Here is a 24,220-nt window from a genome sequence, read left to right on the forward strand (position 1 = left end):
GCTGTGGCAAGGGGCGTAAAATGCGTGATTTTTCAACGAAGAAAACGGATTTTTTCTACCTGTTTTCGGTGGTGGCAATCGTAGGTTCCTGCATTCTGGTAATGATACTTTCGCTCACCTATACTTTTTTGGCAGAGGCTGCTGCGGATGACTATTGCAGCGCGGGTTTGCCGCAGACGGCGGGATTCTGGTATTCCTATGCAACGCTGCAATATTCGCAGTGGACGGGCCGCTGGCTCGCAATGTCGATCTACCCTTATGTATTTCCACGCCTCGGGATCGATACGATAAACTACAGCGTATTTTTGCTGCTCGCGCCCCTGATGTCGGTTGTCTCATTTTACATCATGGCGCGCGTTATCCTGTCACCGCTCATCAACAGAACCACGTCCGTTTTCATCTCGCTCGCGATCACGGCAATCTTCTGGGCCTATATGCCGTCCATCGGCGAACTATGGTATTGGGCGACGGGCATCGTCGAATACCAGCTCCCGTTTTTTCTCCTAGTAATCGCGTCGGCATCGCTTCTCGCAGTCACGAGAGGTCTTTGTTCGAAAAACATGGACCTGCTTCTCACCGGCGTTGCCATGGTAAGCGCGGTCGCTTTGAGTGGCTTGAACGAGCTTCTCGGGCTTTACTTCGTTGCCTTCTGCGCGTTGCAACTGATCCTGGCGATCCTCCGGAGCGACAGGCGTACCACGGTTCTATTCGCTACTGTGTTTTTAGCGGCTGTCGTCGCCTGGTACATTTCCGTGTCCGCGCCGGGAAACGCCGTGCGCTCGGCGGGCGAGTTTCCAAATTCCATGCGTCTGGTGCCGGCAATTCTGGCGTTTCTTTATGATCCAGAGCACTCGTTCATCGCCTGGATCATAAATCCGGCGCTGATTTTCCTGACGATTGCACTGCTGGCGCATATAGGGAGAGAAGGCAGTCAGGTAAGCTCGGCGCCGGACGGGTCGCGCGCACAACATAAGATCCTGAATCTTCCCGTTCTTGTTTGCGTTGCCTTGCTCGCGTGGTTCTGCGGAAGGTTCGTCGTGTCCTTCGCGCAGGGCACGATCCTGCCGGGCCGCGTGTCCAACGTGCTCTTTGCCGTGTTCATCGCCTCTGTTTTCCTTCTGCTTCCCGCCGCGCTCAGATGGCTGAGCGGTCGATCGGCGGGCCCCGCCAACTGGCCCAAACAGACGTCCGCAATCGCGTTGCTCCTGTTGTCGATGAGCCTGATTGCGGCACCGAATACATCGGCCGCGATCAACGATCTCCGGTTCAATTTTGCCGAATACCGCCCGGTCATCGAGGCCCGCAAAGTGGAGATTAGAAGTGCACCGGATGACGCGGATCTCACCTTCAAGAGGCTGTCCCGTCCTCCGCGCCTGTTCTTCAAGCCGGAGCTTACCGGCGACCCGGACTATTGGGAAAACAAGTGCTACGCAAAATACTACGGGGTTAAGTCGGTCAAGGTCGCGGGCGAGTAGCCTGATGAAGCGCCACCGTTTCCCAAGGTAATCCCCCCGTTTTGTTGACGGGGGGATTGTCCGATCAGGTGGTCATGCCGCCATCCACCGTGAGGATCGTTCCGGTGATGTGCCGGGCAGCGGGGCTTGCAAGGAAGGCCACAGCGGCGGCCACGTCTTCCGGCGCGCCATACCGGCCTAGCGGGATCAGGGCGCGTTGAAAGTCGGCAAATTCGCCGTTGGAGGGGTTCATGTCCGTGTTCGTCGAGCCAGGCTGCACCAGGTTGACGGTGATATCCCTTGGTCCGAGTTCGCGCGCAAGGCCCCGGTTGAACGAGTGGAGCGCGGATTTCGTCATGAAATAGACGGTCCCGGTATCGCCGACTATGCGTTCTGCGCCGGCCGAGCCGATCGTGACGATCCGGCCGCCCGCCTGAAGATAGGGAATGGCGGCCTGCGAGGCGAGGATGGGCGAACGCACATTGACGCCCAGCAGCGCATCGATTTGCTCAGCGCTGATATTGGCGATCGTATCGTAGAGCGCGATGGCGGCATTGTTGACGAGAATGTCGAGGCCACCCAGCGCTTCGGCCGCCTCCTGTACGGAGCGCTTCACCGCTGCGGGATCGGCGCTATCCGCCTGTATGGCCAGCCCTTTGCGGCCCTTCTCCTCGATTTCGCGCACGACCTCTGCGGCGCGGTCAGCCGAACGTTCGTAGGTGATCGCTACATCCGCCCCTTTTTCAGCCAGCGCCAATGCGATCGCGGCACCGATGCCACGCGACCCGCCCGTGACGAGCGCGCGCTTTCCAGACAATTCACTCATGGATCAAACCTTTCTGTAGTGATCGACATAGAATTAGCTAGGGATGCGGGTGCAGCACGTCAAGGTATTTATGTATCGATCAGCACAATAAATTCGGAGAGTTGTCGAAATGGCTGGGGAGGTTTATATAATGATCGATGCAGAAATCGGACCAAACCCCTGAAGTCATTGAATCCGCGCCGACCCGCGGACGGGGGCGCCCGCGCGCCTTCGATCGAAAGGCCGCGTTGGCGCAGGCGACCCGGCTCTTCTGGCTCAAGGGTTTCGAGGCCACGTCGATGACGGACCTGACCGAGGCCATGGGGATCGGCTCACCCAGCCTCTATGCCGCCTTCGGTTCAAAGGAAGCGCTCTATGTAGAAGCGGTGGGGTTTTATCGTGAGAGCTACGAGGCTTACGTCTGGGGTAAATTCCAGCGAGCGGACACCGCGCGTGAAGCGATCTCGGCGTTCCTGCTGGATTCGGCCGCGGTCTTGACCGGCTGTGTCGAAGACATTCCCACCGGCTGCATGGTGGCCCTGTCGTCTGTCGGTAGCCAGGGCCATCTGGAGTTGGGTGAACTGGTCCGCGCCGCCCGTGCCGTCACCTTCGAGCGTATCGAGGCGCGGTTGGAACAAGCCGTGGCGGATGGTGAAGTTCCGATCGCCGCCGACGTTCCGGCACTGGCGCGTTTCATCCAGACCGTCCAGTTCGGCATGTCCATTCTGGCGCGCGACGGAGCGGGTCGCGCGGAGCTGGAAGCGGTTGCGCATGTGGCGATAACGGGTTTCGACGCCAGGGTGGCGGCCGCCTCCTTCTAGTCGAAGATGATGCGTGGGAAATAGAAGCTCACCACCCAGTTGGGCAGGTCGACGATCTCGCTGATTCTGAGATCGGCGCAGACCGAGCACAGCATATAGGCGTCGTTCGGATCGAGCCCATGTTCGGCGGCCAGCAGATCGACCATGCGCATGACAGCCTCGCGCGCGGCGGTCATCAGGTCGGGGCCGATGCCGGTGGTCACTTCATAGCCGGCGCCGTCGAGATGGCGGGTGACCGGGCCGGGCGTGGTGAAGCGCGGCGCGGGCAGGCGGGCATCCTTGACGAGCTCGACAGTCGCCTCGACATCCATGCGGCTTTCGATCGCTGTGCCGCAGACTTCGCCGTCGCCCTGCGCGGCATGCGTATCGCCGATGGAAAGCAGCGCGCCCTCCACCTCGACCGGCAGATAGAGCGTCACGCCGGCGGAAAGGTCGCGGATATCCAGGTTGCCGCCCACCCGGCGCGGCGGCACCACGGAATGCAGGCCCGGTTCGGCAAGTGCGACGCCGATGGTGCCGGCGAAGGGTTTTAGCGGCACGCGCCCCTTCGGCCCGAAGGCGGCAGGCGCCATCGTGCCGGAATCATAGGACCAGACATGCAGCGCGGGGTCCGTGAACTGGTCGGCCAGCAGGCCGAAACCGGGGATGATGGCAGTCCAGCCCGCGCCCGAGGGATGGAAGGCGCGAAGCGTGATCTTCAAGGCATCCCCCGGTGCGGCGCCTTCCACGTAGACCGGCCCGGTGACCGGGTTGATGCGGGCGAAATCGAGCGCCGTCAGGGTTTCGAGCGTCGCATCGCGGCCGATCTGGCCACCCGAAGAATCCAGGCATTCGAACAGGATCGTTTCGCCGGATTTCGCGACGATTGCCGGTTCAAAGTCCCGGTTCCAGCCGAAATGATGCCGGGCGCGGTGGATGGTGTGGGTGCAGGTGATGCACATCGGATATCCTTTCTGGCTTTCCGGATGCCGAAGGTCAGTCCAACGGAAAATGGCAGGCGACCTTGCGGCCCGTCGCAATGGCGGCGAGTTCCGGCCGCTGCTCGCGGCAGATGTCCTTGGCATAGGGACAGCGGGTGGAGAACTTGCAGCCGGGCGGTGGCGACAGCGGGCTTGGAATTTCGCCCGTGAGCAGGATGCGCTCACGCTTGCCCCGGTTGTGCGGCTGCGGAATGGCGGAAAGCAGGGCGCGCGTATAGGGGTGGTGCGGCCTTGCATAGAGCGCGTCCGTCTCGCCCGTCTCGGCAATCGAGCCGAGATACATCACCGCCACCCGCGTCGAGACATGGCGCACGACCGCAAGGTCATGCGCGATGAAGACATAGGTGAGGTTCAGCCGCTCGCGCAGCTCGTCGAAGAGGTTCACCACCTGCGCCTGCACCGAAACGTCGAGGGCAGAGACCGGCTCGTCGGCGACGATCAGCTTCGGCTCCACGGCAAGCGCGCGGGCAATGCCGATGCGCTGGCGCTGGCCGCCGGAAAACTCGTGTGGGTAGCGGTCGAGATATTCCCGGCGCAGGCCGACGAGCTCCATCAATTCCTGCAACCGTTCCTCGACCGCAGCCCCTTCGCGGATGCGATGGACGTGCAGCACTTCGGACAGCATGTCGCGGATGCGCCGGCGCGGATTGAGCGAGGCCGATGGATCCTGGAAGATCATCTGCATCTTGCGCCGGACCGGCTTCAGGGCGGCCGCGTCTGCCTTGGCGATGTCCTGCCCGTCGAAGGTGAGGTCGCCGGCCGTGATGTCGTAGAGCCGGGTGAGGCAGCGGCCGAGGGTGGACTTTCCGCTGCCGGATTCGCCGACGAGGCCGAGCGTCTCAGTCGGATATACGTCGAGATCGATGGCATCGACGGCATGCAGGACGCGGCCCGAGCCGGGGCGGATGGTCTTGCCGACGACGAAATTCTTGGTGAGCTTGTGCGCCGTGAGCAGCGGCTTCGAGACCAGCATTTCGGCATTCATGCAAGTTCCTCCTGCGGAAGGGCGGCGCGGCGGAGCGCTGGTCGCTCGTCATCGTCGATGACGCAGAGCGCTGCCTGTCCGCCCACCTTTTGCAAGGGCGGCCGCTCGGCGCAGATGGGCCGGGCGAAGGCGCAGCGCGGTGCAAAGCCGCAGCCGTCCGGAACCGTCTCGGGCGTCGGCGGCATGCCGGGGATCGAGCGCAGCTTGGTGAGCCGCGGCCCGGTGAGCGGCGGAATGGAGGCCATGAGGCCCCAGGTATAGGGGTGGAGCGGCGCCGAGAAGATTTCCTCGGTGCGTCCGCGCTCGACGATGCGCCCGGCATACATCACCGCCACCTGTTCGGCGACTTCGGCCACGACGCCCATGTCGTGGGTGATAAGGATGATGGCGGAACCGAAATCCTTGCGCAGGCGCAAAAGCAGGTCGATCACCTGGGCCTGCACGGTGACGTCCAGCGCCGTGGTCGGCTCGTCCGCAACGAGGAGGACGGGATTGCAGGAGAGCGCCATGGCGATGACGGCACGCTGGCGCATGCCGCCGGACAACTGGTGCGGATAGCGATCGACCGCTTCGCCGGGATTGGACAGGCCGACCTCGCCGAGCAGTTCGATGGCACGGCGGCGGGCGGCGCGGGCCGATATGTTTTCGTGCGCGCGAATCTGCTCGGCGATCTGCCAGCCGATCGTGTAGACCGGCGTCAGCGCCGTCATCGGGTCCTGCGAGATCAGGCCGATTTCCTTGCCGCGGATCGCCCGCATCCGGCTCGCCGGCAGGTCGAGGATCGGCTTGCCCCGGAAGGAGACGGAGCCTTCCACGCGCGTGGCCTTCCTGTCGTGCAGGCCGAGCAGGGAGAGCAGAGTCACCGATTTGCCGGAGCCGGATTCACCGACGATGGAGAGGATTTCGCCCTCGTGGACGCGGAACGACACATCACGCACGGCCTGCACCAGGCCGCGGTCGCTGGCAAACGAGACCGACAGCCCATTGACGTCGAGGAGGATTGGTTTGTCCTGCTGCACCATGCGTCAGTTTCCCCTGACCCGTGGGTCGATCAGCACATAGACCACGTCGACCAGCGCATTGGCGACGACGACGAAGAAGGAGGCGTACATCACGGTGCCGAGGATCATCGGCAGGTCGAGATTGAGCAGCGCCTGGTAGGTGAGGCGGCCGACGCCGTTGAGGCCGAAGACGACCTCCGTCAGCAAGGCCGCGCCGCCGACTAGCACGCCGAAATCCAACCCGAACATGGTGACGAAGGGTATGAGCGACGTGCGCAGCGCGTGGCGCACCATGACGCGCGCCGGGGACAGGCCCTTGGCGCGGGCGGTGCGGATGAAGTCTTCCTGATAGGCCTCGACGAGGTTGGCGCGGAGTACCCGGCCGTAGATGCCGATATAGAGGGCCGCCAGCGTGAACCATGGAATGACCAGCGTCTTGAACCAGCCGATGGGGTCTTCCATCAGCGGCTTGTAGCCGAGCGCCGGCACCCACGAGAACATCCAGGTGTCGTGAAAACGGCTCTGGCTGATCAGGTTCATCACCTCGCCCAGCCAGTAGACCGGCATGGACACCCCGATCAGCGCGAGCGCCATCAGGCCGCGATCAATCAACGTGTCGCGCGTCAGCGCCGCGATCACGCCGACGAAAATGCCGCCGACGATCCAGAGTATCGCAGCACCCGCAACCAGCGAGATCGTGACGGGCGCGGCGGCGACCACCGCCGGCACGATGCGATAGCCGCGGTTGACGAAGGAGGTGAGGTCCTGCGTCACGAAGAGCCGCTTCATCATGACGACGTATTGAACGGGCAGCGGCCGGTCGAAGCCGAATTCCTTGCGGATGGCCTCGACGGTCTCCTGCGAGGCATTGCGGCCGGCAAGGCGGGCGGCGGGGTCGGAGCCGGGGGTGGCGAAGAAGATGAGGAAGACGAGCGCGGAGATGCCGAACATCACGAAGAGCATCTGGCCGAGGCGCTGCAGGATGGCGAAAAACATGAAAAGCCTCCTCAGATCAGTTTGGTGCGCGGATCGAGCGCGTCACGCAGGCTGTCGCCCAAGACGTTGAGAGACAGCACCGTCAGCACGATGGCGATGCCGGGCGCCAGCGCCACGACCGGGCGCGTGTAGAGCAGGGTCTGGCCGTCCTGGATGATTGTGCCCCAGCTCGCATCCGGCGCCTGCACGCCGATCGACAGGAAGGACAGCGAGGATTCCGTGATGATGTTGAGCCCCATCATCAGCGGAACGAAGACGATGAGCATGGTCGAGACATTGGGCAGGATATCGTAGAGCAGGATGCGCCAGGCCGGAATGCCGAGCCCGCGCGCAGCCAGCACGAATTCGCTCTGCTTCAAGGACAGTACGCGACCGCGTAAGGGGCGCGCGACATAGGGCACATAGATGATGCCGATGATGAAGATCGGCAGAAGCAAGCTATCCGAGCCGATCTCTATCGGCCCGATGACGATGCCCTGCGAGATCAGCACGATGGAGAGCGAGATCGCCAGCAGGTAGACCGGGAATGCCCAGAGGATATCGAGGATACGCGACAGGATCTTGTCCACCCAGCCGCCGAAGAAGCCGGCAGAAATGCCGACGATGGCGGCAAGACAGAGACAGATGACGGTGGCGGAGGCGGCAATCAGCAGCGAGTTGCGCCCGCCATAGAGCAGGCGCGCGGCGACATCGCGGCCCTGCGTGTCGGCGCCGAGCAGATATTGCGCCCCCCAGGTCGGCCCGATCGGCGTGACGCCGAGGCCAAGCCCCTCGGTCGAAGCCTGCATCACCTTCACGCGCTTGCCGTCGACCATGATGCGCGCGCTGAGATTGGAACGGAACGGATCGGTGCCGGAGACGTAGCGGGCGTAGAGCGGTGCCGCCAGCGCCGACAGGATGATCAGCACGAAGACCGCGGCTGCGAGCAGTGTCGCGCGGTCGCGCTTCAGGATATGCCAGGCGCGTCGCCATGGGCCGGAGGACGGGCGGGAGGAGACGGCTGGCGCATCGACGCGTATGGCCTCGGTAATATCGGTCATCTGTTTCCTGATCGGCTGAATGCGGCGTGCGGGCGGCAGAGGGTCTTGCCGCCCGCTGAGGCATTTTCAGGTGAGCCTCACTTCACCCAGGACTGTGAGGTGATCCAGCGGTTCTGCTTGTTGAACAGATAGTTGCCGAGCCGTGCCGAGGTGAAGTTCACGCTTTTCGGCGTGAAGAGCGGTGCGATCGGCGACTGTTCCATGAAGCCCTTGTCGACTTCCGCCCATTTGGCATTCGCCGCATCGGCATCGGTCAGCGCAAGGGTCATCGCTTCCTGCATCTTGGCATCGAGATCCTTGTTGCAGTAGCCCGAAATGTTGATGGAAGCGTCGCTGCCCGGCGTGAAGGATGCGCAGGAGAGCAGCACGTTGAGGAAGTTCGATGCCGCCGGATAGTCCATGTACCATTGCGAGATGCTGATCTGGACATTGTTGCTGGTGTTCTGGATGTAGGTGAACTGGATGTTCGGCGAGACGGCCTTCATCGAGGCATCGTAGCCGAGTTCCGACAGCACGCTCTGGATATAGGTGCCGACGCCGCGCGAAGTGGCGTTGTCCTCGGCAATGACCGTAACCTTCTGGCCCTTCGTGCCGGATTCCTCGACGAGCTGCTTGGCCTTCTCCATGTCGGCACCGATCCATTCCGGGCTTGCCTCCGTGGTGTAGAGGCAATCATCCACATGGCCCGGGAAGTCCGGCGGCAGGATCTGGCAGGTTGGCTGGGCGAGAACTTCGCCGCCGAACAGGCCGACGAGCGCGTCGCGGTCGAGCGCATAGTTCACGGCCTGGCGCACCTTGATGTTGTCGAAGGGCGCGAGGTTGGTGTTCATCGGCGCGTACCAGAAGGCGGCCAGCGGGTCGATATGGATCTGGCTGGCATATTTCGCGCCGATTTCCGGCAGGCGGTCGGAGGGCGGCGTGTCGTACATCCAGTCGATCTGGCCGTTGATGATCGCGTTGATCATCGCCTCTTCGGTCAGGCCGAACTTGTAGATGATCTCGTCGGCATAGCCGTCCGGCTGCGCGTCCGCGCTCCATTCCTTGAAGTGCGGATTGCGCTTCATGACGAGCTGTTCGGTGGGATTGTAGCTCTCGAAATAATAGGCGCCCGTGCCGGCAATCGGCGTGGTGCCGGCGTCCGCCAGCGGCGCATCGGCCGGCAGGATGGAGGCGTGCGGCACGGCGAGCTTGGAGAAGATTTCCGAATCCGGCGCCGTGAGGTTGATCGTCACCGTACCGGCCGCATCGTCGCCCACGACCCCGCCGTCGAGCGTGCAGGTCGCGGCGTCCGCGATGCATTTGTCGGAGCCGACGATGCCGTTGTAGAAGCTGCCGGTGGTCGGACCCTTGACCTTGAAGATGCGCTGGAACGAGGCGACGACGTCGGACGGCGTCACGTCCTTGCCGTTGGAGAACTTGATGCCCTTGCGGATCTTGAAGACATAGGTCTTGCCGTCATTGGTCGGCTGGGGGATTTCTTCCGCGATCGCGGGCACGATCTCGAAGCCATCGGTGCCGCCGGCCTGCTTGAACTTGACGAGGCCGTCATAGGTCATCTGGTAGATCTGCCAGAACTGGGCGGTGTAGTTGATCATCGGATCGATCGTGCCGGCGGCCGAAACGGCTGCAAGCGTCATCGTGCCGCCGCGGTGCTTGGCCATCAGGTCGGCGCGCTCGTCGGCGAGTGCGGTGCTGCAGAGCGCCGTCTGCGCAAGCAGGATACCGGCGGCGAGAAGGCCGGCGCGGCGGATGGAAGGTTTCAGATATATCGTCATGATACGGTTTCCCTCTGGTTTTCTGGTGGTCGGTGATCGCGCCGTTAGGGCGCGGTTTCTTCTTCTGGAATGGTCAGGGTGCCTTTTCGTCGAGGAAGCCGGCGACTTCGGCCATGCAGGCCTCGCGCTCCTCGACATGCGGCATGTGGCTCGACTGTTCGAAGATGCGCCAGCGCACGTCCGGGATCTCCTCGGCATAGGGCTGGACGCAGGCTTTCGTCGCCTCGTCGAAATGGCCGGAGATCAGCAGCGTCGGGGCTTCGATGGTCGAAAGCCGGCCGACGATCGACCAGTCCTTCATCGTGCCGATGACGTGGAACTCGTTCGGGCCGTTCATCGTGTGATAGACGGTCGGGTCGTCGGCAATGGCATCGAAGGTGCGCTTGACCTCCGGCGGCATGGGCACGACGCGGCAGACATGGCGCTGGTTGAAGACCTCCGTCGCCTCCATGTATTCCGCGCTGTCGGTGGTTTCGGCCTGTTCATGGCGCAGCAGCGTCGCCTGTACTTCCGGCGGCAGGGCCTCGCGCAGCCGGTTGGCTTCCGATACCCAGGTGGTCATAGCGGCCGGCGAATTGGCGATGATGAGCGCCTTCAGGCCCGCGGGGCGTTCCTGCGCGAACTCGGCCCCAAGCATGCCGCCCCAGGACTGGCCGAGCAGGCAATAGGCGTCACGGATGCCGAGATGGTCGATCAGGTTGTGCAGCTCGGTGCGGAAGAAATCGACCGTCCAGAAATCCCCGCCCTTTTCCGGCAGGTGGGTCGATTTGCCGTTGCCCACCTGGTCGTAGTGGATGACGGCGCGGCCGGTCGCGGCTATGTCCTTGAAGCTGTCGACATAGTCATGCGTGCAGCCCGGTCCGCCATGGGCGACGATGAGCGGCGGCTTGCCGGAGGCCAGATCCCCCGTGATGCGGTACCAGGTCTTGTAGTCCCCATAGGGGGCGTAGCCTTCAGTGATCGACACGCGTCATGCTCCTTCTCCATTGTCCCTCAGGCGCCGCTTTTCGTGCGCCGGTCGTCGCGGCAGATGGCGTCCGCCGTCTCCTCGATGGTCATGCCCCAGTCCATGGCGATCTTGCGCAGGCGCTTCCACGCGCCGGCCTCGTCGAGCCGCTCCTGCTGAATGAGCCGCAGGATCGCCCGCACGACGATCGGCCGCTGGCGCAGCCTGTCTTCGAGCGCACGGATATCCTCCGCCTGCCTGCGCGCGACCTGATAGGCGTGCGTGGCAATCAGCAGCGCGCTGTAGGCGCCGGTGGAGCCGATCGGCTTGAGCAGATGCGCGTTGGAGCCCTGCGCCAGCGCCCATTCGATGCGGCCGGGCGCCTCGGAGCCGATGAGCGCGATCATCGGCATGGGCGCAAAACCGGGTGGCCAGGGAAACTGGCCGTCATGGCCCATATCCGCATCGAAGAAGACGATGTCGCTTGCCACATCGGCCTCGTCGATCTGCGGCCAGACGACGGTGACGCGGATATGCAGCATTTCGAGCTGCCGCTTCAGGGCATCCACGGAAGGGTGCTCCCGGTGCAGGATGACGGCGCGCCACGTCGCCAGGGAAGGGCGGTCCGCGCGGCTCATTTGATCACCTTCAGCATGGTGTCAGCGGTGGCTTCGCTGGCGGCAAGCGGCTGGCTGAGCGAATGCACCAGATAGGGATCGGCCTCGACCGGGCTTGCGGCGCTGTGGAAGATCTCGAATTCGCCGTCCGCATTCGAGATCGCCAGGTGCGGGCGCAGCGCCGCATGGTGGGTGCGCGGATTGATGGCGATGGGGCCGAGCGGCGTATCGAAGAGCCGGGAGGTGACGACGCGGCGGATCGCGTCCGGCGCATCTGTTGCCGCGTCCTGCATCGCCTGGGCAAGGATCGACACGCTCATATAGGCGGCCACGAAAGGCGTCGTCAGTCGGTGGTCACTGCCGTGGCGCAACGCCATGCGCGCTTTGAAATCGCGGTTTTCGGCGGTGTCCAGCCGGTTGAAATAGGGCGATGCCGAAATGTGCCCGGCAGAGGCGGAAGGAGTAAGGCCGCCAAGCTCGATCTCACAAAGGTTGCAGGCCACGACCGGCGGGGCGGACGGGTCTCCGCCGCGCAGCACGTCATAGGCGGCCAGGAAAGCCGTGGCCGATTCCCCGACGAGGTTGCTCAGGATGAAGTCGGGCTTCTTTTGCGCGATTTCCGCAATCAGGTGGTCGACCTCGACGGAACCGAGCGGGACGAAGCGCTCGGACACCACCTGCCCACCGACCGCCTCGGTCATCTCGCGCGCAATGCGGCTGATTTCCCAGCCCCAGATGTAGTTCGAGCCGACAATGAAGGGGCGGCGTCCGTAGCGCGGCAGCACATGGTCGAACAGCGGCAGCAGGTGCTGGTTTGGACAGGCGCCGAGATAGATGGCGCTGTCGCTCGCCTCGTAGCCCTCATAGGGAAAAGCATACCAGAGCAGCGCGCCATGGCGCTCGATCGCCGGCAGCACGTCCTTGCGGCTCCACGAGGTGATGGTGCCGATGACATGGCGACAGCCATGCTGGCGGATCGCCGCTTCGGACAGGAGCGCGTAGCGTTCCGCCCGTCCGGCCGGATCGTCGATCTTCGGCTCGATGCGGAAGGAGAAGCCGCCATCCGCATTGATCTCGGATATGGCCGCAAACGCGCCGGCGACGGCTTGCCGGCCGACATCCGCATAGGCCCCGGTCGTCGAATAGAGGATGGAAACCGGCACCGTCTCGCGCTTCATCGCGACTGCCCCCGCGGCACTGGCTGCCCGCGCCGTTTCGCGTTCATCGGCATTTCCCATGGCTGCATCGCCCGGTTCCCGTCCACGCTTCAACCTCGATCCATGAGGTCGGCCGAGTGCCCGAAACAAAAAAACCCCGCACCGCAGGTCGTGCGGTATCGGGGCTCATTTGCCGTGGCAGCGTCTGCCGTTTTCGAAGAAAAAGCTAGAATACGGCTGCTTTGTAGTCAATTGTTTTCTTTGCATAAATAAAAGGCTGATTGCATCTCTTGCGAGCGCTGTTTTGCCTCGATATCGACCTGTCGCGATGGGTGCGCAAGGCTAGCCGCCAGATCACCCCATCTTCTCGACGATCGGCGGGATCTGCACCACGGTGAGCTCGGTTGCGCCGGAATCGATGATGCCGAAGACGGCTTCCAGCATTTTCGACACGTCCTGGCGCACCATCTCGATATGGTCGCCGAGCATGGCGACGAAGGGGTCCCAGTCGAAGCAGCCGAGTTGCGGCACGCGGTCGGCATAGTGGCCGGAACGACGGATCCAGCGCATCACGCCTTCCAGCGAAATCGTCGAGTTGACGAACATGCCGCGCGGCAGTGGGCTCATGCGTTCGGCAAGCTGGCGCATGGCGTTCTCCGCCTTTTCGGGGGCGTAGCCGACGGTTTGCACGAGCGTGTCGTCGACGGCGACGCCGGCCTCCGCATGGGCGTCGCGAAAGCCGCGCACGCGCTCCATCGTGTTGTGGTCCGTGCCGCGGCCGCCGACGAAGAGGAGAGGGGTCTTCTCGCCATATTCCTTCTCGCAATTGGCAAGCACCCGGCGCGTCAGCTCCAGCGCGCCGCCGTAATTGTCGGAGATGACGGAGGGCGCGCGGGCGCCGGGCAGGTCGAGGTTGATGGTGCGCACGCCGGCGGAAGCGCAGAGTTCCATGACGCGGTCCGGGTCGGTGGCGCCCGTCGCGATCAGGCAGTCGACCTGGTAGGACAGCATGGCGCGCGCGGCTTCCAGCTCCAGCGCCGGGTCGCGCATCGTGCAGGTGATGATCGGAAACAGGCCGCGTTCGCGCGCCAGCGCCTCGAACTGTTCGACGATCGAGCCGAAATAGCGGTTGTCGTATTTGGGCACGATCATGCCGATGATTTTCGACCGGTCCCGGCGCAGCACGCTTGCCTGCATGTTGAGCGCGTAGCCCTGCTCCTCGGCGAGCTTGGTGATCTTTTCAGCAAGCTTGGCGCTGATACGGCGCTTCTTCCAGTTGCCGTTCAGAACGGCGCTCACGGCGCTGGCCGAGGTGCCCGCCAGCTCCGCCAGATCATAGATGGTCGTCCTTTTCGTCTGCGTCGTCCGGTTCACATTTCATCTCCGTTTCGAGAGCCACCTTGACACCAATGGCGATTGGTGGCAATTCTTGCTTCATCGATTGAGCAAGCATGCTCCATCGATGAAGTTGCCTGAACAGCAAGGCTGACCCAAGGGAGGAGTCAGACGGAGCATCGACGAACCGGACGTTGCGGCATCCCCGCAGCGAACGATGATCTGCGCGCTTTGGTGCGCGGAAGGCGTCGGTCCTGTCGCCCTTGTCGGCTTGAGGACGCCGGCGAACGTGAACTTGAAAAATCAACCGTGGAGGAACCCAATGAAGACGCTTACCCTTTTGCTCGCATCGACCGGTCTCGTCCTGTCGCTCGGCAGCGCCGCCCTTGCCCAGGAAGGTGCAACCGTCGCCTTCCTGATGCCCGACCAGGCCTCGACCCGCTACGAGCAGCACGACTATCCCGGCTTCAAGGCCGAGATGGAAAAGCTGTGCCCGAGCTGCACCGTGATCTACCAGAATGCCAATGCGGACGTCGCCCTCCAGCAGCAGCAGTTCAACTCGGTGATCGCGCAGGGCGCCAAGGTCGTCGTGCTCGACCCGGTCGATTCCGCCGCTGCCGCAGCGCTGGTCGAGATCGCCCAGTCGCAGGACGTCAAGGTCATCGCCTATGACCGCCCGATCCCCGACAAGCCGGCCGACTACTACGTCTCCTTCGACAACCAGGGCATCGGCAAGGCCATCGCGCAGTCGCTGGTCGACCACCTGAAGGCCAAGGGCGTTGCGGACGGTGCCGGCGTGCTCCAGATCAACGGCTCGCCGACCGACGCGGCCGCCGGCCTCATCCGCGACGGCATCGATTCCGCGCTCGACGCCTCGCCCTACAAGACGCTTGCCGAATTCGACACGCCGGACTGGGCGCCGCCGAAGGCACAGGAATGGGCGGCCGGCCAGATCACCCGCTTCGGCGACCAGATCGTCGGCATCGTAGCGGCGAACGACGGCACGGGCGGCGGTGCGATCGCGGCGCTGAAGGCGGCCGGCGTGAAGGAAATGCCGCCGGTCACCGGCAACGACGCGACGATCGCAGCGCTCCAGCTGATCATCTCGGGCGACCAGTACAACACGATCTCCAAGCCCTCCGAAATCGTTGCGGCGGCTGCGGCCGGCGTTGCGGTGAAGCTGCTCAAGGGCGAAACCCCGGAAGCGACCCACAAGCTCTACGAAACGCCTTCGCAGCTTTTCGTGCCGGCGGTCGTGACGGCGGAGAACATCAAGGCTGAAATCTTCGACAAGGGCATCAACAAGCCGGAAGAAGTCTGCACCGGCGAATATGTTGAAGGTTGCCGCAAACTCGGCATCATCAACTAATCTGCCCATTCCCGTGTCCGGCCGTTTGACGCGGCCGGACACCCGATCAGTCGAGGTCAGCCCTAGAGGTTCCAGAGGCCATGACAGCCACGCTTCAAAACATTCCCGCCAAGGGAGAATCCGTGCTGCGCCTTAGCGGCATATCCAAGAATTTCGGTGCCGTATCCGCCTTGACGGATATCGATCTCGACGTGAAGGCCGGCGAAGTCGTCGCCCTCGTCGGCGACAACGGTGCGGGCAAGTCGACGCTGGTCAAGGTGCTGGCCGGCGTGCACCAGGCATCCTCCGGCACGATCGAGTTCTGCGGCGAGCAGGTGACGCTCGACAGCCCCGCCAAGGCGCTGGATCTCGGCATCGCCACGGTGTTCCAGGACCTGGCACTCTGCGAAAACCTCGACGTCGTGGCGAACCTCTTCCTCGGCCACGAAATGTCGCCCTGGGCGCTCGACGAAGTGGCCATGGAAGTGCGGGCCTGGACCTTGCTGCGCGAGCTTGCCGCGCGCATTCCTTCCGTGCGCGAGCCCATCGCCTCGCTCTCCGGCGGCCAGCGGCAGACGGTCGCCATTGCCCGCTCGCTGCTGCTCAATCCGCGGCTCATCATGCTGGACGAACCGACGGCGGCGCTCGGCGTCGCGCAGACCGCGGAGGTGCTGAACCTCATCGAGCGCGTGCGCGACCGCGGCCTCGGCGTCATCATCATCAGCCACAACATGGAAGACGTGCGCGCCGTCGCCGACCGCATCGTCGTACTGCGGCTGGGGCGCAACAACGGCATCTTCACGCCGGATTCATCGAGCCAGGAGCTCGTCTCCGCCATCACGGGCGCCACGGACAATTCCGTCTCGCGCCGCGCAGACCGCAAGTCCGGCCACATGCAGGAAAGCACCGGGGGAACCGCATGAGCCAGAACCCTTCCAACAAATCCATGCCGACGCTCGACCGCAGTGATGAGCGCGTGCGCCACGACGACAGCCTTTCCGCCATGGCGAAAGGTTTCATCGACCGCGTGCGCTCCGGCGACCTCGGCATGCTGCCGGTCGCCGTCGGCCTCGTCGTCATCTCCATCGTCTTTTCCGCGCTGAACCCGATCTTCCTGGCTCCGAACAACCTGGTGAACCTGCTGTTCGACTGCGCCACGGTCGGCGTCATTTCGCTCGGAATCGTCTGCGTGCTGGTGCTCGGCGAAATCGACCTCTCCGTCGGCTCCATGAGCGGGCTCGCCTCGGCCCTGGTCGGCGTCATCTGGGTCAATATGGGCTGGCCGGTCGCGGGCGCGATCATCGTCGCGCTGGTGGTGGGTGCGGGCGTCGGCATGCTTTATGCCATGCTCTATAACCGCCTCGGCATGCCGAGCTTCGTGGCAACGCTTGCCGGCCTGCTGGCGCTCCTCGGGCTGCAGCTCTACATCCTCGGCCCGACCGGCTCGATCAACTTGCCCTATGCCTCGCCGCTCGTGCGCTTCGGTCAGATCCTGATCATGCCGGACTGGCTGTCCTATACGCTGGCGCTCGTGCCGGGCCTCGTGATGATCGGCCGGGGACTGCGCACCCGCACCCAGCGTCTTGCCGCGAACCTCTCCGCCCAGCCGATGCGGGCGCTGATCCTGAAGGCCGTCGTGCTGACGGTGGTGCTGGAAGCCGCCGTCTTCTACCTCAATCTCGGCCGCGGCATTCCGTGGATGTTCGCGCTGTTCATCGCGCTCGCCGTGATCCTCAACTATGCGCTGACGCGCACCAAATGGGGCCGCTCCATGTTTGCCGTCGGCGGCAACAAGGAGGCCGCACGCCGCTCCGGCATCAATGTCCGCCGCATCTATATGAGCGCCTTCATGCTGTGCTCGACGCTCGCGGCGCTCGGCGGCATCCTCTCGGCCTCGCGGCTTGCCTCGTCCAGCCAGCAGGCCGGCACAGGCGACGTGAACCTCAACGCGATCGCCGCGGCGGTCATCGGGGGTACCAGCCTGTTCGGCGGTCGCGGCAGCGCCTATTCGGCTCTGCTCGGCATCATCGTCATCCAGGCGATCTCGAACGGGTTGACCCTGCTCAACCTCTCGTCGTCTCTGCGCTATATGATCACCGGCGGCGTTCTCGCCATTGCGGTTATCGTCGATTCGCTTGCCCGTCGCTCCCGTGTCAGCCACGGTCGCGCCTAACGCATATTGAATGGAGTTTTAGACCATGGCTGACCTCATGAAGGGCAAGATTGCCGCCATCACGGGTGCCGCATCCGGCATCGGCCTCGAATGCGCCAGGACCTTGCTTGCCGAAGGCGCGAAGGTGGTGCTCGTCGACCGGGCGCAGGACAAGCTGGAACAGCTTTGCAAAGAGCTTGGTCCCAACGCCCTGCCGCTCGTCGTGGACCTGCTGAAGCCGGCCGAGGTGTCCGGCATGCTGCCGCGCATCCTGGAGATTGCCGGCGGGCTCGACGTCTTCCACGCCAATGCCGGCGCCTATATCGGCGGCCCGGTGGCGGAGGGCGATCCGGATGCCTGGGACCGCATGCTGAACCTCAACATCAATGCCGCCTTCCGCTCCGTCCATGCGGTTCTGCCGTACATGATTGAGCAGAAGACGGGCGACATCCTGTTCACCAGCTCGATTGCCGGTGTCGTGCCCGTCATCTGGGAGCCGATCTACACGGCCTCCAAGTTCGCCGTGCAGGCCTTCGTGCACTCGACGCGCCGCCAGGTATCGCAGCATGGCGTGCGCGTCGGCGCGGTCCTGCCGGGGCCGGTGGTGACGGCGCTGCTCGACGACTGGCCGAAGGAGAAGATGGACGAGGCGCTCGCCAATGGCAGCCTGATGCAGCCGAAGGAAGTGGCGGATGCCGTGCTCTTCATGCTGACCCGGCCGCGCAATGTCACGATCCGCGATCTGGTCATCCTGCCGAACAGCGTCGATCTCTAAACAAGCGGCGGGCGGCATGAGGCCGCTCGCCAAGAAAGTTCCCGATTTGCAGGCGGTAGACCCTATGAGCACCCCTTCCTCCGCACGCCCCGCGGGCGGCGAACGCTACCTGATCGGCGTCGATGTCGGCACGGGAAGCGCCAGAGCCGGCCTCTTCGATCTCACCGGCCGCATGCTGGCCTCGGGCAAGCGCGACATTTCGCTGTTTCGCGAGGCGGGCGCGATGGTCGAGCAGTCGAGCACGGAAATCTGGGCCGCCGTCTGCGCGTCGGTGCGCGATGCTATCGCCAAGGCGGGTGTTGCGCCGGAACAGGTCGCCGGCATCGGCTTCGATGCGACCTGCTCGCTGGTCGTGCTCGGCAGGGAAGGGGCGCCGCTGCCCGTCGGCCCATCGGAAAATCCCGAGCGCGACATCATCGTCTGGATGGACCACCGGGCCGTCGATCAGGTCGAGCGCATCAATGCGCTGGGGCACGAGGTGCTGCGCTATGTCGGCGGCCGCATCTCACCGGAGATGGAAACGCCGAAACTGCTTTGGCTCAAGGAAAACCGCCCGCAGGTTTTCGACGCCGCCTGGCAGTTCTTCGATCTGGCGGATTTCCTCACCTGGCGCGCGACGGGCGATCTCGCCCGCTCCACCTGTACGGTCACCTGTAAATGGACCTATCTGGCGCATGAAAAACGCTGGGACCCGAGCTATTTCCGCGAAATCGGCCTCGGTGTTCTGGCGGACGAGGAATTCTCCCGCATCGGTCAACAGGTCGTCGAGCCCGGCACGCCGCTCGGCAACGGCCTCACCGCTCGCGCGGCAGAAGAGCTCGGGCTTGCCGCCGGCACGCCGGTCGGTGCCGGCATGATCGACGCCCATGCGGGCGGCATCGGCACGGTGGGCGTCGATGGCCCGCCGGAAAACAATCTCGGCTACGTCTTCGGCACGTCCTCCTGCACCATGACCTCGACCCATGAGCCGGTCTTCGTGCCGGGCGTCTGGGGGCCTTACTTCTCCGCGATGGTGCCCGGCATGTGGCTGAACGAGGGGGGGCAATCGGCGGCCGGCGCCGCGATCGAGCAGCTCCTCTCCTTTCATCCGGCGGCTGGTGACGCGACCGCACTGGCAAAGACACGCGGCCTCTCGCTGCCCGTTCTGCTGGCCGAACTGGCGGCCGAAAAGGCAAAAACGCTGTCCGCCGTGGTGGAACTGGCCGACGGCGTACACGTCGTTCCTGAATTCCTCGGCAATCGTGCGCCCTTCGCCGATCCGCATGCCCGCGCGGCGATCGTCGGACTCGGCATGGAACGTGACCTCGACAACCTCGTCTCGCTCTACATCGCCGGCCTCTGCGGTATCGGCTACGGCCTGCGCCAGATCATCGAAACACAGACGGCTGCCGGCGCACCGGTTGACAAGATCGTGATCAGCGGCGGCGCCGGTCAGCTCGATCTCGTCCGCCAGCTTCTGGCCGACGCCACCGGAAAACCGCTGCTGGCAACGCGCGCCGAAGAACCCGTCCTGCTCGGCGCCGCCATTCTCGGCAGCGTCGCGGGCGGCGCTTTCCCGGATGTCGGTGCGGCGATGGCTGCGCTTTCCAAGACCGATCGGACCTATCACCCGGCGGACGGCGAAACCGCCACCCGTCACGTCAAGCGATACGATGCCTTCACCCGGCTGCAAGCGCTGAGCCGCGAAATCCGCTAGGCGGCGTCGGGTATCGCGGCCGCCTTGCGCTCGGCGTAGATCCGGGCCAGCCAGGCGCAGACCATCAGCTGGATCTGGTGAAACAGCATCAGCGGCAGGACGATTGCACCGATCGGCTGGCCGGCGAAGATCACGCCCGCCATCGGCACGCCGCTCGCCAGGCTTTTCTTCGAGCCGCAGAAGACGGCGGTGATGCGGTCCTCGCGGTTGAAGCCGAAGAGTTTTGCGCCAAGGCTGGTGATGAGGAGCACGACCACGAGCAGCAGGGCGTCCAGCGCGACGAGCATGGCCAGATCCTGTGCCTCCAGCTGGTGCCAGACGCCCTCCGTCACCGCATCCGAGAAGGCGAGATAGACGACCATCAGGATCGAGCCGCGGTCGAAGGGCGTGAGCAATGATTTTCGCGCGCGCACCCATTTGCCGATGAAGGGCTGCAAGAGCTGGCCGGCCACGAAGGGCAGGAAGAGCTGGAGCATGATCTTCCAGACCATGTCGAACGACACGCCGACATGGCCACCGGCGGAAAACAGCATGGCGACCAGGGCCGGTGTGAGGAAGATGCCGAGAATGTTGGAGGTCGAGGCGGCGCAGATCGCCGCCGGCACATTGCCGCCGGCAATCGACGTGAAGGCGATCGACGACTGCACCGTCGAGGGCAGCACACACAGGAAAAGCAGGCCGAGATAGAGCGGCTGCGGGATCAGCCAGGGCGACAGGACGCCGAGCCCGAGGCCGAGCAGCGGGAACACCACGAAGGTGGTCGCCAGGATGAAGATCTGTAAGCGCCAGTGCAGGAAGCCGGCAATAACCACGTCGGTGGAAAGGCGCGCGCCATGCAGGAAGAACAGGCCGGCGATCGCGATATTGGTGGCAATGCCGAACCACGCCGCCGGCTCGCCGGAAATCGGCAGGAGGGACGCGAGGCCCACGGCGGCGATGAGAAGCAGGGTGAAGGTATCGGGGAGCAGGCTTTTCATGGGGGCGGTCCGGATCCATCAGTCTCGACAGGCTACCGATCTTTGATATCCTGATTCACAATGCAAGGAATAACAGTTATCGAGGATCGCGATATGCTTGATATGGTGCAGTTGCGCAGCTTCGTGACGGTGGCCCAGCTCAAGAGCTTTACGCTTGCCGCCGAAAGGCTGGACCTCGGCCAGTCGACCGTCAGTCAGCATCTGCAACGCCTGGAGCGCAGCCTGCGCCGGCGGCTCGTCCACCGCGACACGCACACGGTTCGGCTCACCGCCGATGGCGAGGCCCTGCTGCCGCACGCCCGGCAGCTTCTGGCGCTGGAGCGCCAGGCCGTTGCCCAGTTCGAGGCTGACACGCCGCGGGGCGTCTTCCGGCTTGGTGTTTCGGAGGACCTGGTGAGCGGGCAGCTGCCGGGATTGCTGGAGGACTTTATCGCCGATTATCCCTCGGTCGATCTCCAGCTTTCGGTCGCGCTGTCGAAGTCGCTCGCCGAAATGCAGGACCGCGGCGAACTCGATCTCGTCATGGCCAAGCGCAGGATCGGCGACAAAAGGGGCGACGGGGTGCTTCGCGAACCGCTCGTCTGGCTGGCGAGTGACCCCGAGGCGGTGCTTGCGAAACCCGTCCTCCCGCTAATCGTCTTCCCGCCGCCGAGCCTCACCCGGATCCTCCTGATGGAAGCGCTGGAGCGCAGCGGCACGCCGTGGCGCATCGTCTGCTCGTGCCACAGCCTCAGCGGGCTGACCGCGGCGGCGCGGGCCGGCATGGGGGTGCTTGTCCAGCCGCGCAGCCTCGCCCCGGCCGGACTTCGCGAGATCGTCCCGCCCCACCTGCCGGTTCTGGAGGATGTCGAGTTCGTGCTCGTCACCGCGGCTTCGGCCGATCGCGCCACCGTCTCGGCCTTCTCCCGCCGGGTTCGGGAGCGGTTCGTCAAAGGGTTCGTCCCGACGTCCAGCCCCGACTGACGATTTCGCCGCACCCCGGCTTGACGGCGCATATCCGCGGATGATTGGATAAGTGGATACAAAAATACTTTTTTTGGTCCTCGCCATGTCCGCAGGTTTCTCCAGCCAGCCGAATTCCGCCGCGACCGCGGAGGAGGAAGCCTATCGCCATATCCAGCAGGCGCTTCGTCTCGGCCGCTACAAGGCGGGCGAACGACTGATTCCCGAGGACATCGCCGCCGAAATCGGCATGAGCCGCATGCCGGTTCGCGAGGCCTTCCGGCGGCTTGCCTCGGATGGTCTCGTGGTGCTGCGCCCCAACCGCGGCTGCATCGTCGCCGGCCTCACGCTCGATGAACTGTACGAGGCCTTCGAGATGCGCTCCGTGCTGGAGGGGCTTGCCGTGCGCCTCGCGGTTCCCCGCATCGACGAGGACGTGCTGGACGAGCTTGAGCGGCTGCTCGCGCGCATGGAGCGCGCCGGCCAGAGCGGCAGCAGCGACTGGGTCGTGCGCCACCAAGAGTTTCACGGCCGGATCTACGCGCTGAGCGCCCGGCCGAAGCTCATTCACCAGATCTCGGCGCTGCATGTGGTCATCGAGCCCTACATGCGCATCTGGTTCGACTATGTCGACAAGCCGCTCTCCGCCCGGGAAGAGCATGCGGCGTTGATTGCGGCGCTGCGCTCGGGCGATGCGCGCCACGCCGAGCAGGTGATGCAGGAGCATATTCTCGGCACGGCACCCCTGCTGGCCGATTCCGCGACCCCGAGCCGGCGCTGATTCCGGCGGCTGGCTACGAAGAGAGGAACAGCATGCGCAATTTCGAGAAGCCGACACGGTCCGTCGCCGTATCCCGCCAGGCAATGGCGGCGACATCGCATCCGTCCGCGACGCTGACGGCCCTGCAGATCATGGAGGCCGGCGGCAATGCCATGGACGCGGCCATCGCGGCGTCCGCCGTGCAATGCGCCGTCGAACCGGGTTCGACTGGCATCGGCGGCGACTGTTTCGTGCTTTTCGCGCCGGAGGGCTCCGACAAGGTCGTCGCCTATAACGGCTCCGGCCGCACGCCGGCGGCGCTGACGCTCGACTGGTTTACCGAGCGCGGCCTGACCGAAGTGCCCCGCCAGTCGCCGGCGGCGGTGACCATTCCCGGCGCGATCGATGCCTGGGTGCAACTCCATGCCGATCATGGCCGACTTCCGTTCGCCGATGTCCTGGCGCCGGCAATCCGCTTTGCCGCGGAAGGCTATGCGATCACGCCGCGCGTGCACCGCGACTGGTCGCTGGAGGAGGGGTTGCTGGCGGCCGATCCGACCGCCGCACGCATCTTCCTGCCCGCCGGTCGCGCGCCGAAAATCGGCGAGGTCCACCGCCAGCCGGAACTCGCCGAAACGCTGAAGCGGATCGCGGTCGATGGCCGTGACGGCTTCTACACCGGCCCCGTCGCGGAAGACATGGTGTCCTATCTCCGCTCGCTCGGCGGGCTGCACACGATGGAAGATTTTGCGACGGCGCGCGGGGCCTATGTCACGCCGGTCACCACCGATTTTCGCGGATACACGATCCATGAATGCCCACCGAACGGCCAGGGCATCGTCGCGCTCCTGATCCTCAACATCCTGAGCCGCTTCGAGGCAAAGGGCGATCCGCAATCGCCCGATCGGCTGCATATCGAGATCGAGGCGACACGGCTCGCCTATGCCGCGCGCGACGTCTGGCTTGCCGATCCGGACAAGGCGGACGTGCCGGTGGAGGAGTTCCTGTCGGATGCGCTCGCCGACCGGCTTGCCGGCATGATCGACCTTCGCCGCGCGCTCACCGACCTGCCGCCCTTCGACATGCCGCTGCATCGCGATACGGTCTACATCTCCGTGGTCGACCGCGATCGCAACGCCGTCAGCTTCATCAACTCGGTCTTCGACAGTTTCGGCACGGGTCTCGTCGCGCCGCGCTCGGGCGTGGTCCTGCACAATCGCGGCCAGAGTTTCTCGCTGAAACCCGGCCATCGGAACGTGGTGGCGCCGCTGAAGCGGCCGCTGCACACGATCATCCCGGGCATGGTCACGCGCGCCGGCAGGGTCGAGATGCCCTTCGGCGTGATGGGCGGCTACTACCAGGCCATGGGCCACGCGCACCTGATTTCCAAGGCGTTCGACTACGGCATGGATTTGCAGGAGGCGATCGACCTGCCGCGCTTGATCCCGAAATCCGACGGCACGCAGGTCGAAGCCGAACACACGTTGCCGACGGCGACCGCCGACGAGCTCCGCCGGCGCGGCTTCGCGATCGTCCCAGCGGAGGACCCGATCGGCGGCGCGCAGGCGATCCGCATCGACTGGGAGAACGGAACGCTGACCGGCGGATCCGAATCGCGCAAGGACGGCATCGCGCTCGGCCTTTGATGGGCATCGAGC

Annotated in this window: 22 protein-coding genes; 10 read left to right on the plus strand and 12 right to left on the minus strand. The window is 64.5% G+C overall.

The annotated features are described in order from the left end of the window. Window positions 1-20 precede the first annotated feature (20 nt). Entirely contained in the window at window positions 21-1,475 is a 1,455-nt protein-coding gene (locus AC1RWL_RS02865) for a DUF6056 family protein (RefSeq protein ID WP_493093346.1), read from the plus strand. A gap of 64 nt (window positions 1,476-1,539) precedes the next feature. Here AC1RWL_RS02865 and AC1RWL_RS02870 read toward each other — a convergent pair whose 3' ends face one another. Beyond that, on the minus strand, window positions 1,540-2,280 hold the full coding sequence (locus AC1RWL_RS02870; RefSeq protein ID WP_493093345.1) for an SDR family NAD(P)-dependent oxidoreductase: 741 nt from the start codon (window positions 2,278-2,280) through the stop codon (window positions 1,540-1,542). Window positions 2,281-2,417: 137 nt separating this feature from the next. Between AC1RWL_RS02870 and AC1RWL_RS02875 the strand changes: the two genes are divergently transcribed. Next, window positions 2,418-3,080 carry a TetR/AcrR family transcriptional regulator gene (locus AC1RWL_RS02875; RefSeq protein WP_493093344.1) on the plus strand — a complete coding sequence of 221 codons (663 nt, stop codon included), beginning with the start codon at window positions 2,418-2,420 and terminating at the stop codon, window positions 3,078-3,080. Here the strand turns inward: AC1RWL_RS02875 and AC1RWL_RS02880 are convergent. The 10 genes from AC1RWL_RS02880 to AC1RWL_RS02925 all read right to left on the minus strand — a co-directional run bounded on the left by AC1RWL_RS02880 (window position 3,077) and on the right by AC1RWL_RS02925 (window position 13,951). After that, complete coding sequence (locus AC1RWL_RS02880) at window positions 3,077-4,021, minus strand: acetamidase/formamidase family protein (protein ID WP_493093343.1); 945 nt, start codon at window positions 4,019-4,021, stop codon at window positions 3,077-3,079. The genes AC1RWL_RS02875 and AC1RWL_RS02880 overlap by 4 nt on opposite strands. Before the next feature lie 34 nt (window positions 4,022-4,055). After that, window positions 4,056-5,045 carry an ABC transporter ATP-binding protein gene (locus AC1RWL_RS02885; RefSeq protein WP_493093342.1) on the minus strand — a complete coding sequence of 330 codons (990 nt, stop codon included), beginning with the start codon at window positions 5,043-5,045 and terminating at the stop codon, window positions 4,056-4,058. Then, window positions 5,042-6,067 (minus strand): ABC transporter ATP-binding protein, encoded by a 1,026-nt coding sequence (locus AC1RWL_RS02890; RefSeq protein WP_493093341.1) that lies wholly within the window; start codon window positions 6,065-6,067, stop codon window positions 5,042-5,044. Before AC1RWL_RS02890 ends, AC1RWL_RS02885 begins: the two co-directional genes overlap by 4 nt. Window positions 6,068-6,070: 3 nt before the next feature. Beyond that, the gene (locus AC1RWL_RS02895) at window positions 6,071-7,042 is read right to left on the minus strand and encodes an ABC transporter permease (RefSeq protein ID WP_435264563.1); all 972 of its coding nucleotides are present in this window, start codon (window positions 7,040-7,042) and stop codon (window positions 6,071-6,073) included. An 11-nt stretch (window positions 7,043-7,053) separates the two neighbouring features. Further along, window positions 7,054-8,082: an ABC transporter permease gene (locus tag AC1RWL_RS02900; protein ID WP_493093340.1), complete on the minus strand. Its 1,029-nt coding sequence runs from the start codon at window positions 8,080-8,082 to the stop codon at window positions 7,054-7,056. 77 nt (window positions 8,083-8,159) lie between these two features. Next, complete coding sequence (locus tag AC1RWL_RS02905; protein WP_493093339.1) at window positions 8,160-9,857, minus strand: ABC transporter substrate-binding protein; 1,698 nt, start codon at window positions 9,855-9,857, stop codon at window positions 8,160-8,162. A gap of 73 nt (window positions 9,858-9,930) precedes the next feature. Next, on the minus strand, window positions 9,931-10,824 hold the full coding sequence (locus AC1RWL_RS02910) for a proline iminopeptidase-family hydrolase (RefSeq protein WP_493093338.1): 894 nt from the start codon (window positions 10,822-10,824) through the stop codon (window positions 9,931-9,933). Between the two features lie 26 nt (window positions 10,825-10,850). Beyond that, on the minus strand, window positions 10,851-11,441 hold the full coding sequence (locus tag AC1RWL_RS02915; RefSeq protein WP_493093337.1) for an ANTAR domain-containing response regulator: 591 nt from the start codon (window positions 11,439-11,441) through the stop codon (window positions 10,851-10,853). Continuing rightward, window positions 11,438-12,658, minus strand: coding sequence for a transporter substrate-binding domain-containing protein (locus AC1RWL_RS02920; protein ID WP_493093336.1), 1,221 nt, complete (start codon window positions 12,656-12,658; stop codon window positions 11,438-11,440). The genes AC1RWL_RS02915 and AC1RWL_RS02920 overlap by 4 nt, the downstream gene beginning before the upstream one ends. 273 nt (window positions 12,659-12,931) lie before the next feature. Beyond that, a complete protein-coding gene (locus tag AC1RWL_RS02925; protein WP_493093335.1) occupies window positions 12,932-13,951 on the minus strand; it encodes a LacI family DNA-binding transcriptional regulator in 1,020 nt (339 codons plus the stop codon). Window positions 13,952-14,234: 283 nt separating this feature from the next. Here AC1RWL_RS02925 and AC1RWL_RS02930 point away from each other — a divergent pair, with 283 nt between their 5' ends. The 5 genes from AC1RWL_RS02930 to AC1RWL_RS02950 all read left to right on the plus strand — a co-directional run bounded on the left by AC1RWL_RS02930 (window position 14,235) and on the right by AC1RWL_RS02950 (window position 19,883). Beyond that, window positions 14,235-15,281 (plus strand): ABC transporter substrate-binding protein, encoded by a 1,047-nt coding sequence (locus AC1RWL_RS02930; protein WP_439623028.1) that lies wholly within the window; start codon window positions 14,235-14,237, stop codon window positions 15,279-15,281. Window positions 15,282-15,361: 80 nt separating this feature from the next. After that, the gene (locus tag AC1RWL_RS02935; RefSeq protein WP_493093334.1) at window positions 15,362-16,183 is read left to right on the plus strand and encodes an ATP-binding cassette domain-containing protein; all 822 of its coding nucleotides are present in this window, start codon (window positions 15,362-15,364) and stop codon (window positions 16,181-16,183) included. Next, a complete protein-coding gene (locus AC1RWL_RS02940; RefSeq protein WP_439615510.1) occupies window positions 16,180-17,433 on the plus strand; it encodes a sugar ABC transporter permease in 1,254 nt (417 codons plus the stop codon). The genes AC1RWL_RS02935 and AC1RWL_RS02940 overlap by 4 nt, the downstream gene beginning before the upstream one ends. Window positions 17,434-17,458: 25 nt before the next feature. After that, on the plus strand, window positions 17,459-18,187 hold the full coding sequence (locus AC1RWL_RS02945; protein WP_256115010.1) for an SDR family oxidoreductase: 729 nt from the start codon (window positions 17,459-17,461) through the stop codon (window positions 18,185-18,187). A 64-nt stretch (window positions 18,188-18,251) separates the two neighbouring features. Next, on the plus strand, window positions 18,252-19,883 hold the full coding sequence (locus AC1RWL_RS02950; RefSeq protein WP_493093333.1) for an FGGY-family carbohydrate kinase: 1,632 nt from the start codon (window positions 18,252-18,254) through the stop codon (window positions 19,881-19,883). Here AC1RWL_RS02950 and AC1RWL_RS02955 read toward each other — a convergent pair. Beyond that, window positions 19,880-20,860, minus strand: a complete 981-nt coding sequence (locus AC1RWL_RS02955; protein ID WP_493093332.1) for a bile acid:sodium symporter family protein — start codon at window positions 20,858-20,860, stop codon at window positions 19,880-19,882. The genes AC1RWL_RS02950 and AC1RWL_RS02955 overlap by 4 nt on opposite strands. A gap of 93 nt (window positions 20,861-20,953) precedes the next feature. Here AC1RWL_RS02955 and AC1RWL_RS02960 point away from each other — a divergent pair, with 93 nt between their 5' ends. The 3 genes from AC1RWL_RS02960 (at window position 20,954) to ggt (ending at window position 24,208) form a co-directional block, all read left to right on the plus strand. Further along, window positions 20,954-21,823 carry a LysR family transcriptional regulator gene (locus AC1RWL_RS02960; RefSeq protein ID WP_493093331.1) on the plus strand — a complete coding sequence of 290 codons (870 nt, stop codon included), beginning with the start codon at window positions 20,954-20,956 and terminating at the stop codon, window positions 21,821-21,823. Between the two features lie 85 nt (window positions 21,824-21,908). Then, the gene (locus tag AC1RWL_RS02965; protein WP_493093330.1) at window positions 21,909-22,583 is read left to right on the plus strand and encodes a GntR family transcriptional regulator; all 675 of its coding nucleotides are present in this window, start codon (window positions 21,909-21,911) and stop codon (window positions 22,581-22,583) included. Between the two features lie 32 nt (window positions 22,584-22,615). Beyond that, window positions 22,616-24,208, plus strand: coding sequence for a gamma-glutamyltransferase (ggt, locus tag AC1RWL_RS02970; protein WP_493093329.1), 1,593 nt, complete (start codon window positions 22,616-22,618; stop codon window positions 24,206-24,208). Window positions 24,209-24,220: the final 12 nt, after the last annotated feature.

Source organism: Shinella sp. GW821-FHT10F02 (assembly GCF_058809275.1).

What these genes read in the sequence shown, in the direction of transcription:
- AC1RWL_RS02965 (WP_493093330.1), top strand. Translation starts at nt 21,909, where the DNA reads ATGTCCGCAGGTTTCTCCAGCCAGCCGAATTCCGCCGCGACCGCGGAG.
- AC1RWL_RS02870 (WP_493093345.1), bottom strand. Translation starts at nt 2,280, where the DNA reads ATGAGTGAATTGTCTGGAAAGCGCGCGCTCGTCACGGGCGGGTCGCGT.
- AC1RWL_RS02895 (WP_435264563.1), bottom strand. Translation starts at nt 7,042, where the DNA reads ATGTTTTTCGCCATCCTGCAGCGCCTCGGCCAGATGCTCTTCGTGATG.
- AC1RWL_RS02955 (WP_493093332.1), bottom strand. Translation starts at nt 20,860, where the DNA reads ATGAAAAGCCTGCTCCCCGATACCTTCACCCTGCTTCTCATCGCCGCC.
- AC1RWL_RS02940 (WP_439615510.1), top strand. Translation starts at nt 16,180, where the DNA reads ATGAGCCAGAACCCTTCCAACAAATCCATGCCGACGCTCGACCGCAGT.
- AC1RWL_RS02930 (WP_439623028.1), top strand. Translation starts at nt 14,235, where the DNA reads ATGAAGACGCTTACCCTTTTGCTCGCATCGACCGGTCTCGTCCTGTCG.
- AC1RWL_RS02890 (WP_493093341.1), bottom strand. Translation starts at nt 6,067, where the DNA reads ATGGTGCAGCAGGACAAACCAATCCTCCTCGACGTCAATGGGCTGTCG.
- AC1RWL_RS02885 (WP_493093342.1), bottom strand. Translation starts at nt 5,045, where the DNA reads ATGAATGCCGAAATGCTGGTCTCGAAGCCGCTGCTCACGGCGCACAAG.
- AC1RWL_RS02865 (WP_493093346.1), top strand. Translation starts at nt 21, where the DNA reads ATGCGTGATTTTTCAACGAAGAAAACGGATTTTTTCTACCTGTTTTCG.
- AC1RWL_RS02900 (WP_493093340.1), bottom strand. Translation starts at nt 8,082, where the DNA reads ATGACCGATATTACCGAGGCCATACGCGTCGATGCGCCAGCCGTCTCC.
- AC1RWL_RS02945 (WP_256115010.1), top strand. Translation starts at nt 17,459, where the DNA reads ATGGCTGACCTCATGAAGGGCAAGATTGCCGCCATCACGGGTGCCGCA.
- ggt (WP_493093329.1), top strand. Translation starts at nt 22,616, where the DNA reads ATGCGCAATTTCGAGAAGCCGACACGGTCCGTCGCCGTATCCCGCCAG.
- AC1RWL_RS02935 (WP_493093334.1), top strand. Translation starts at nt 15,362, where the DNA reads ATGACAGCCACGCTTCAAAACATTCCCGCCAAGGGAGAATCCGTGCTG.
- AC1RWL_RS02905 (WP_493093339.1), bottom strand. Translation starts at nt 9,857, where the DNA reads ATGACGATATATCTGAAACCTTCCATCCGCCGCGCCGGCCTTCTCGCC.
- AC1RWL_RS02960 (WP_493093331.1), top strand. Translation starts at nt 20,954, where the DNA reads ATGCTTGATATGGTGCAGTTGCGCAGCTTCGTGACGGTGGCCCAGCTC.
- AC1RWL_RS02880 (WP_493093343.1), bottom strand. Translation starts at nt 4,021, where the DNA reads ATGTGCATCACCTGCACCCACACCATCCACCGCGCCCGGCATCATTTC.
- AC1RWL_RS02950 (WP_493093333.1), top strand. Translation starts at nt 18,252, where the DNA reads ATGAGCACCCCTTCCTCCGCACGCCCCGCGGGCGGCGAACGCTACCTG.
- AC1RWL_RS02915 (WP_493093337.1), bottom strand. Translation starts at nt 11,441, where the DNA reads ATGAGCCGCGCGGACCGCCCTTCCCTGGCGACGTGGCGCGCCGTCATC.
- AC1RWL_RS02875 (WP_493093344.1), top strand. Translation starts at nt 2,418, where the DNA reads ATGCAGAAATCGGACCAAACCCCTGAAGTCATTGAATCCGCGCCGACC.
- AC1RWL_RS02920 (WP_493093336.1), bottom strand. Translation starts at nt 12,658, where the DNA reads ATGGGAAATGCCGATGAACGCGAAACGGCGCGGGCAGCCAGTGCCGCG.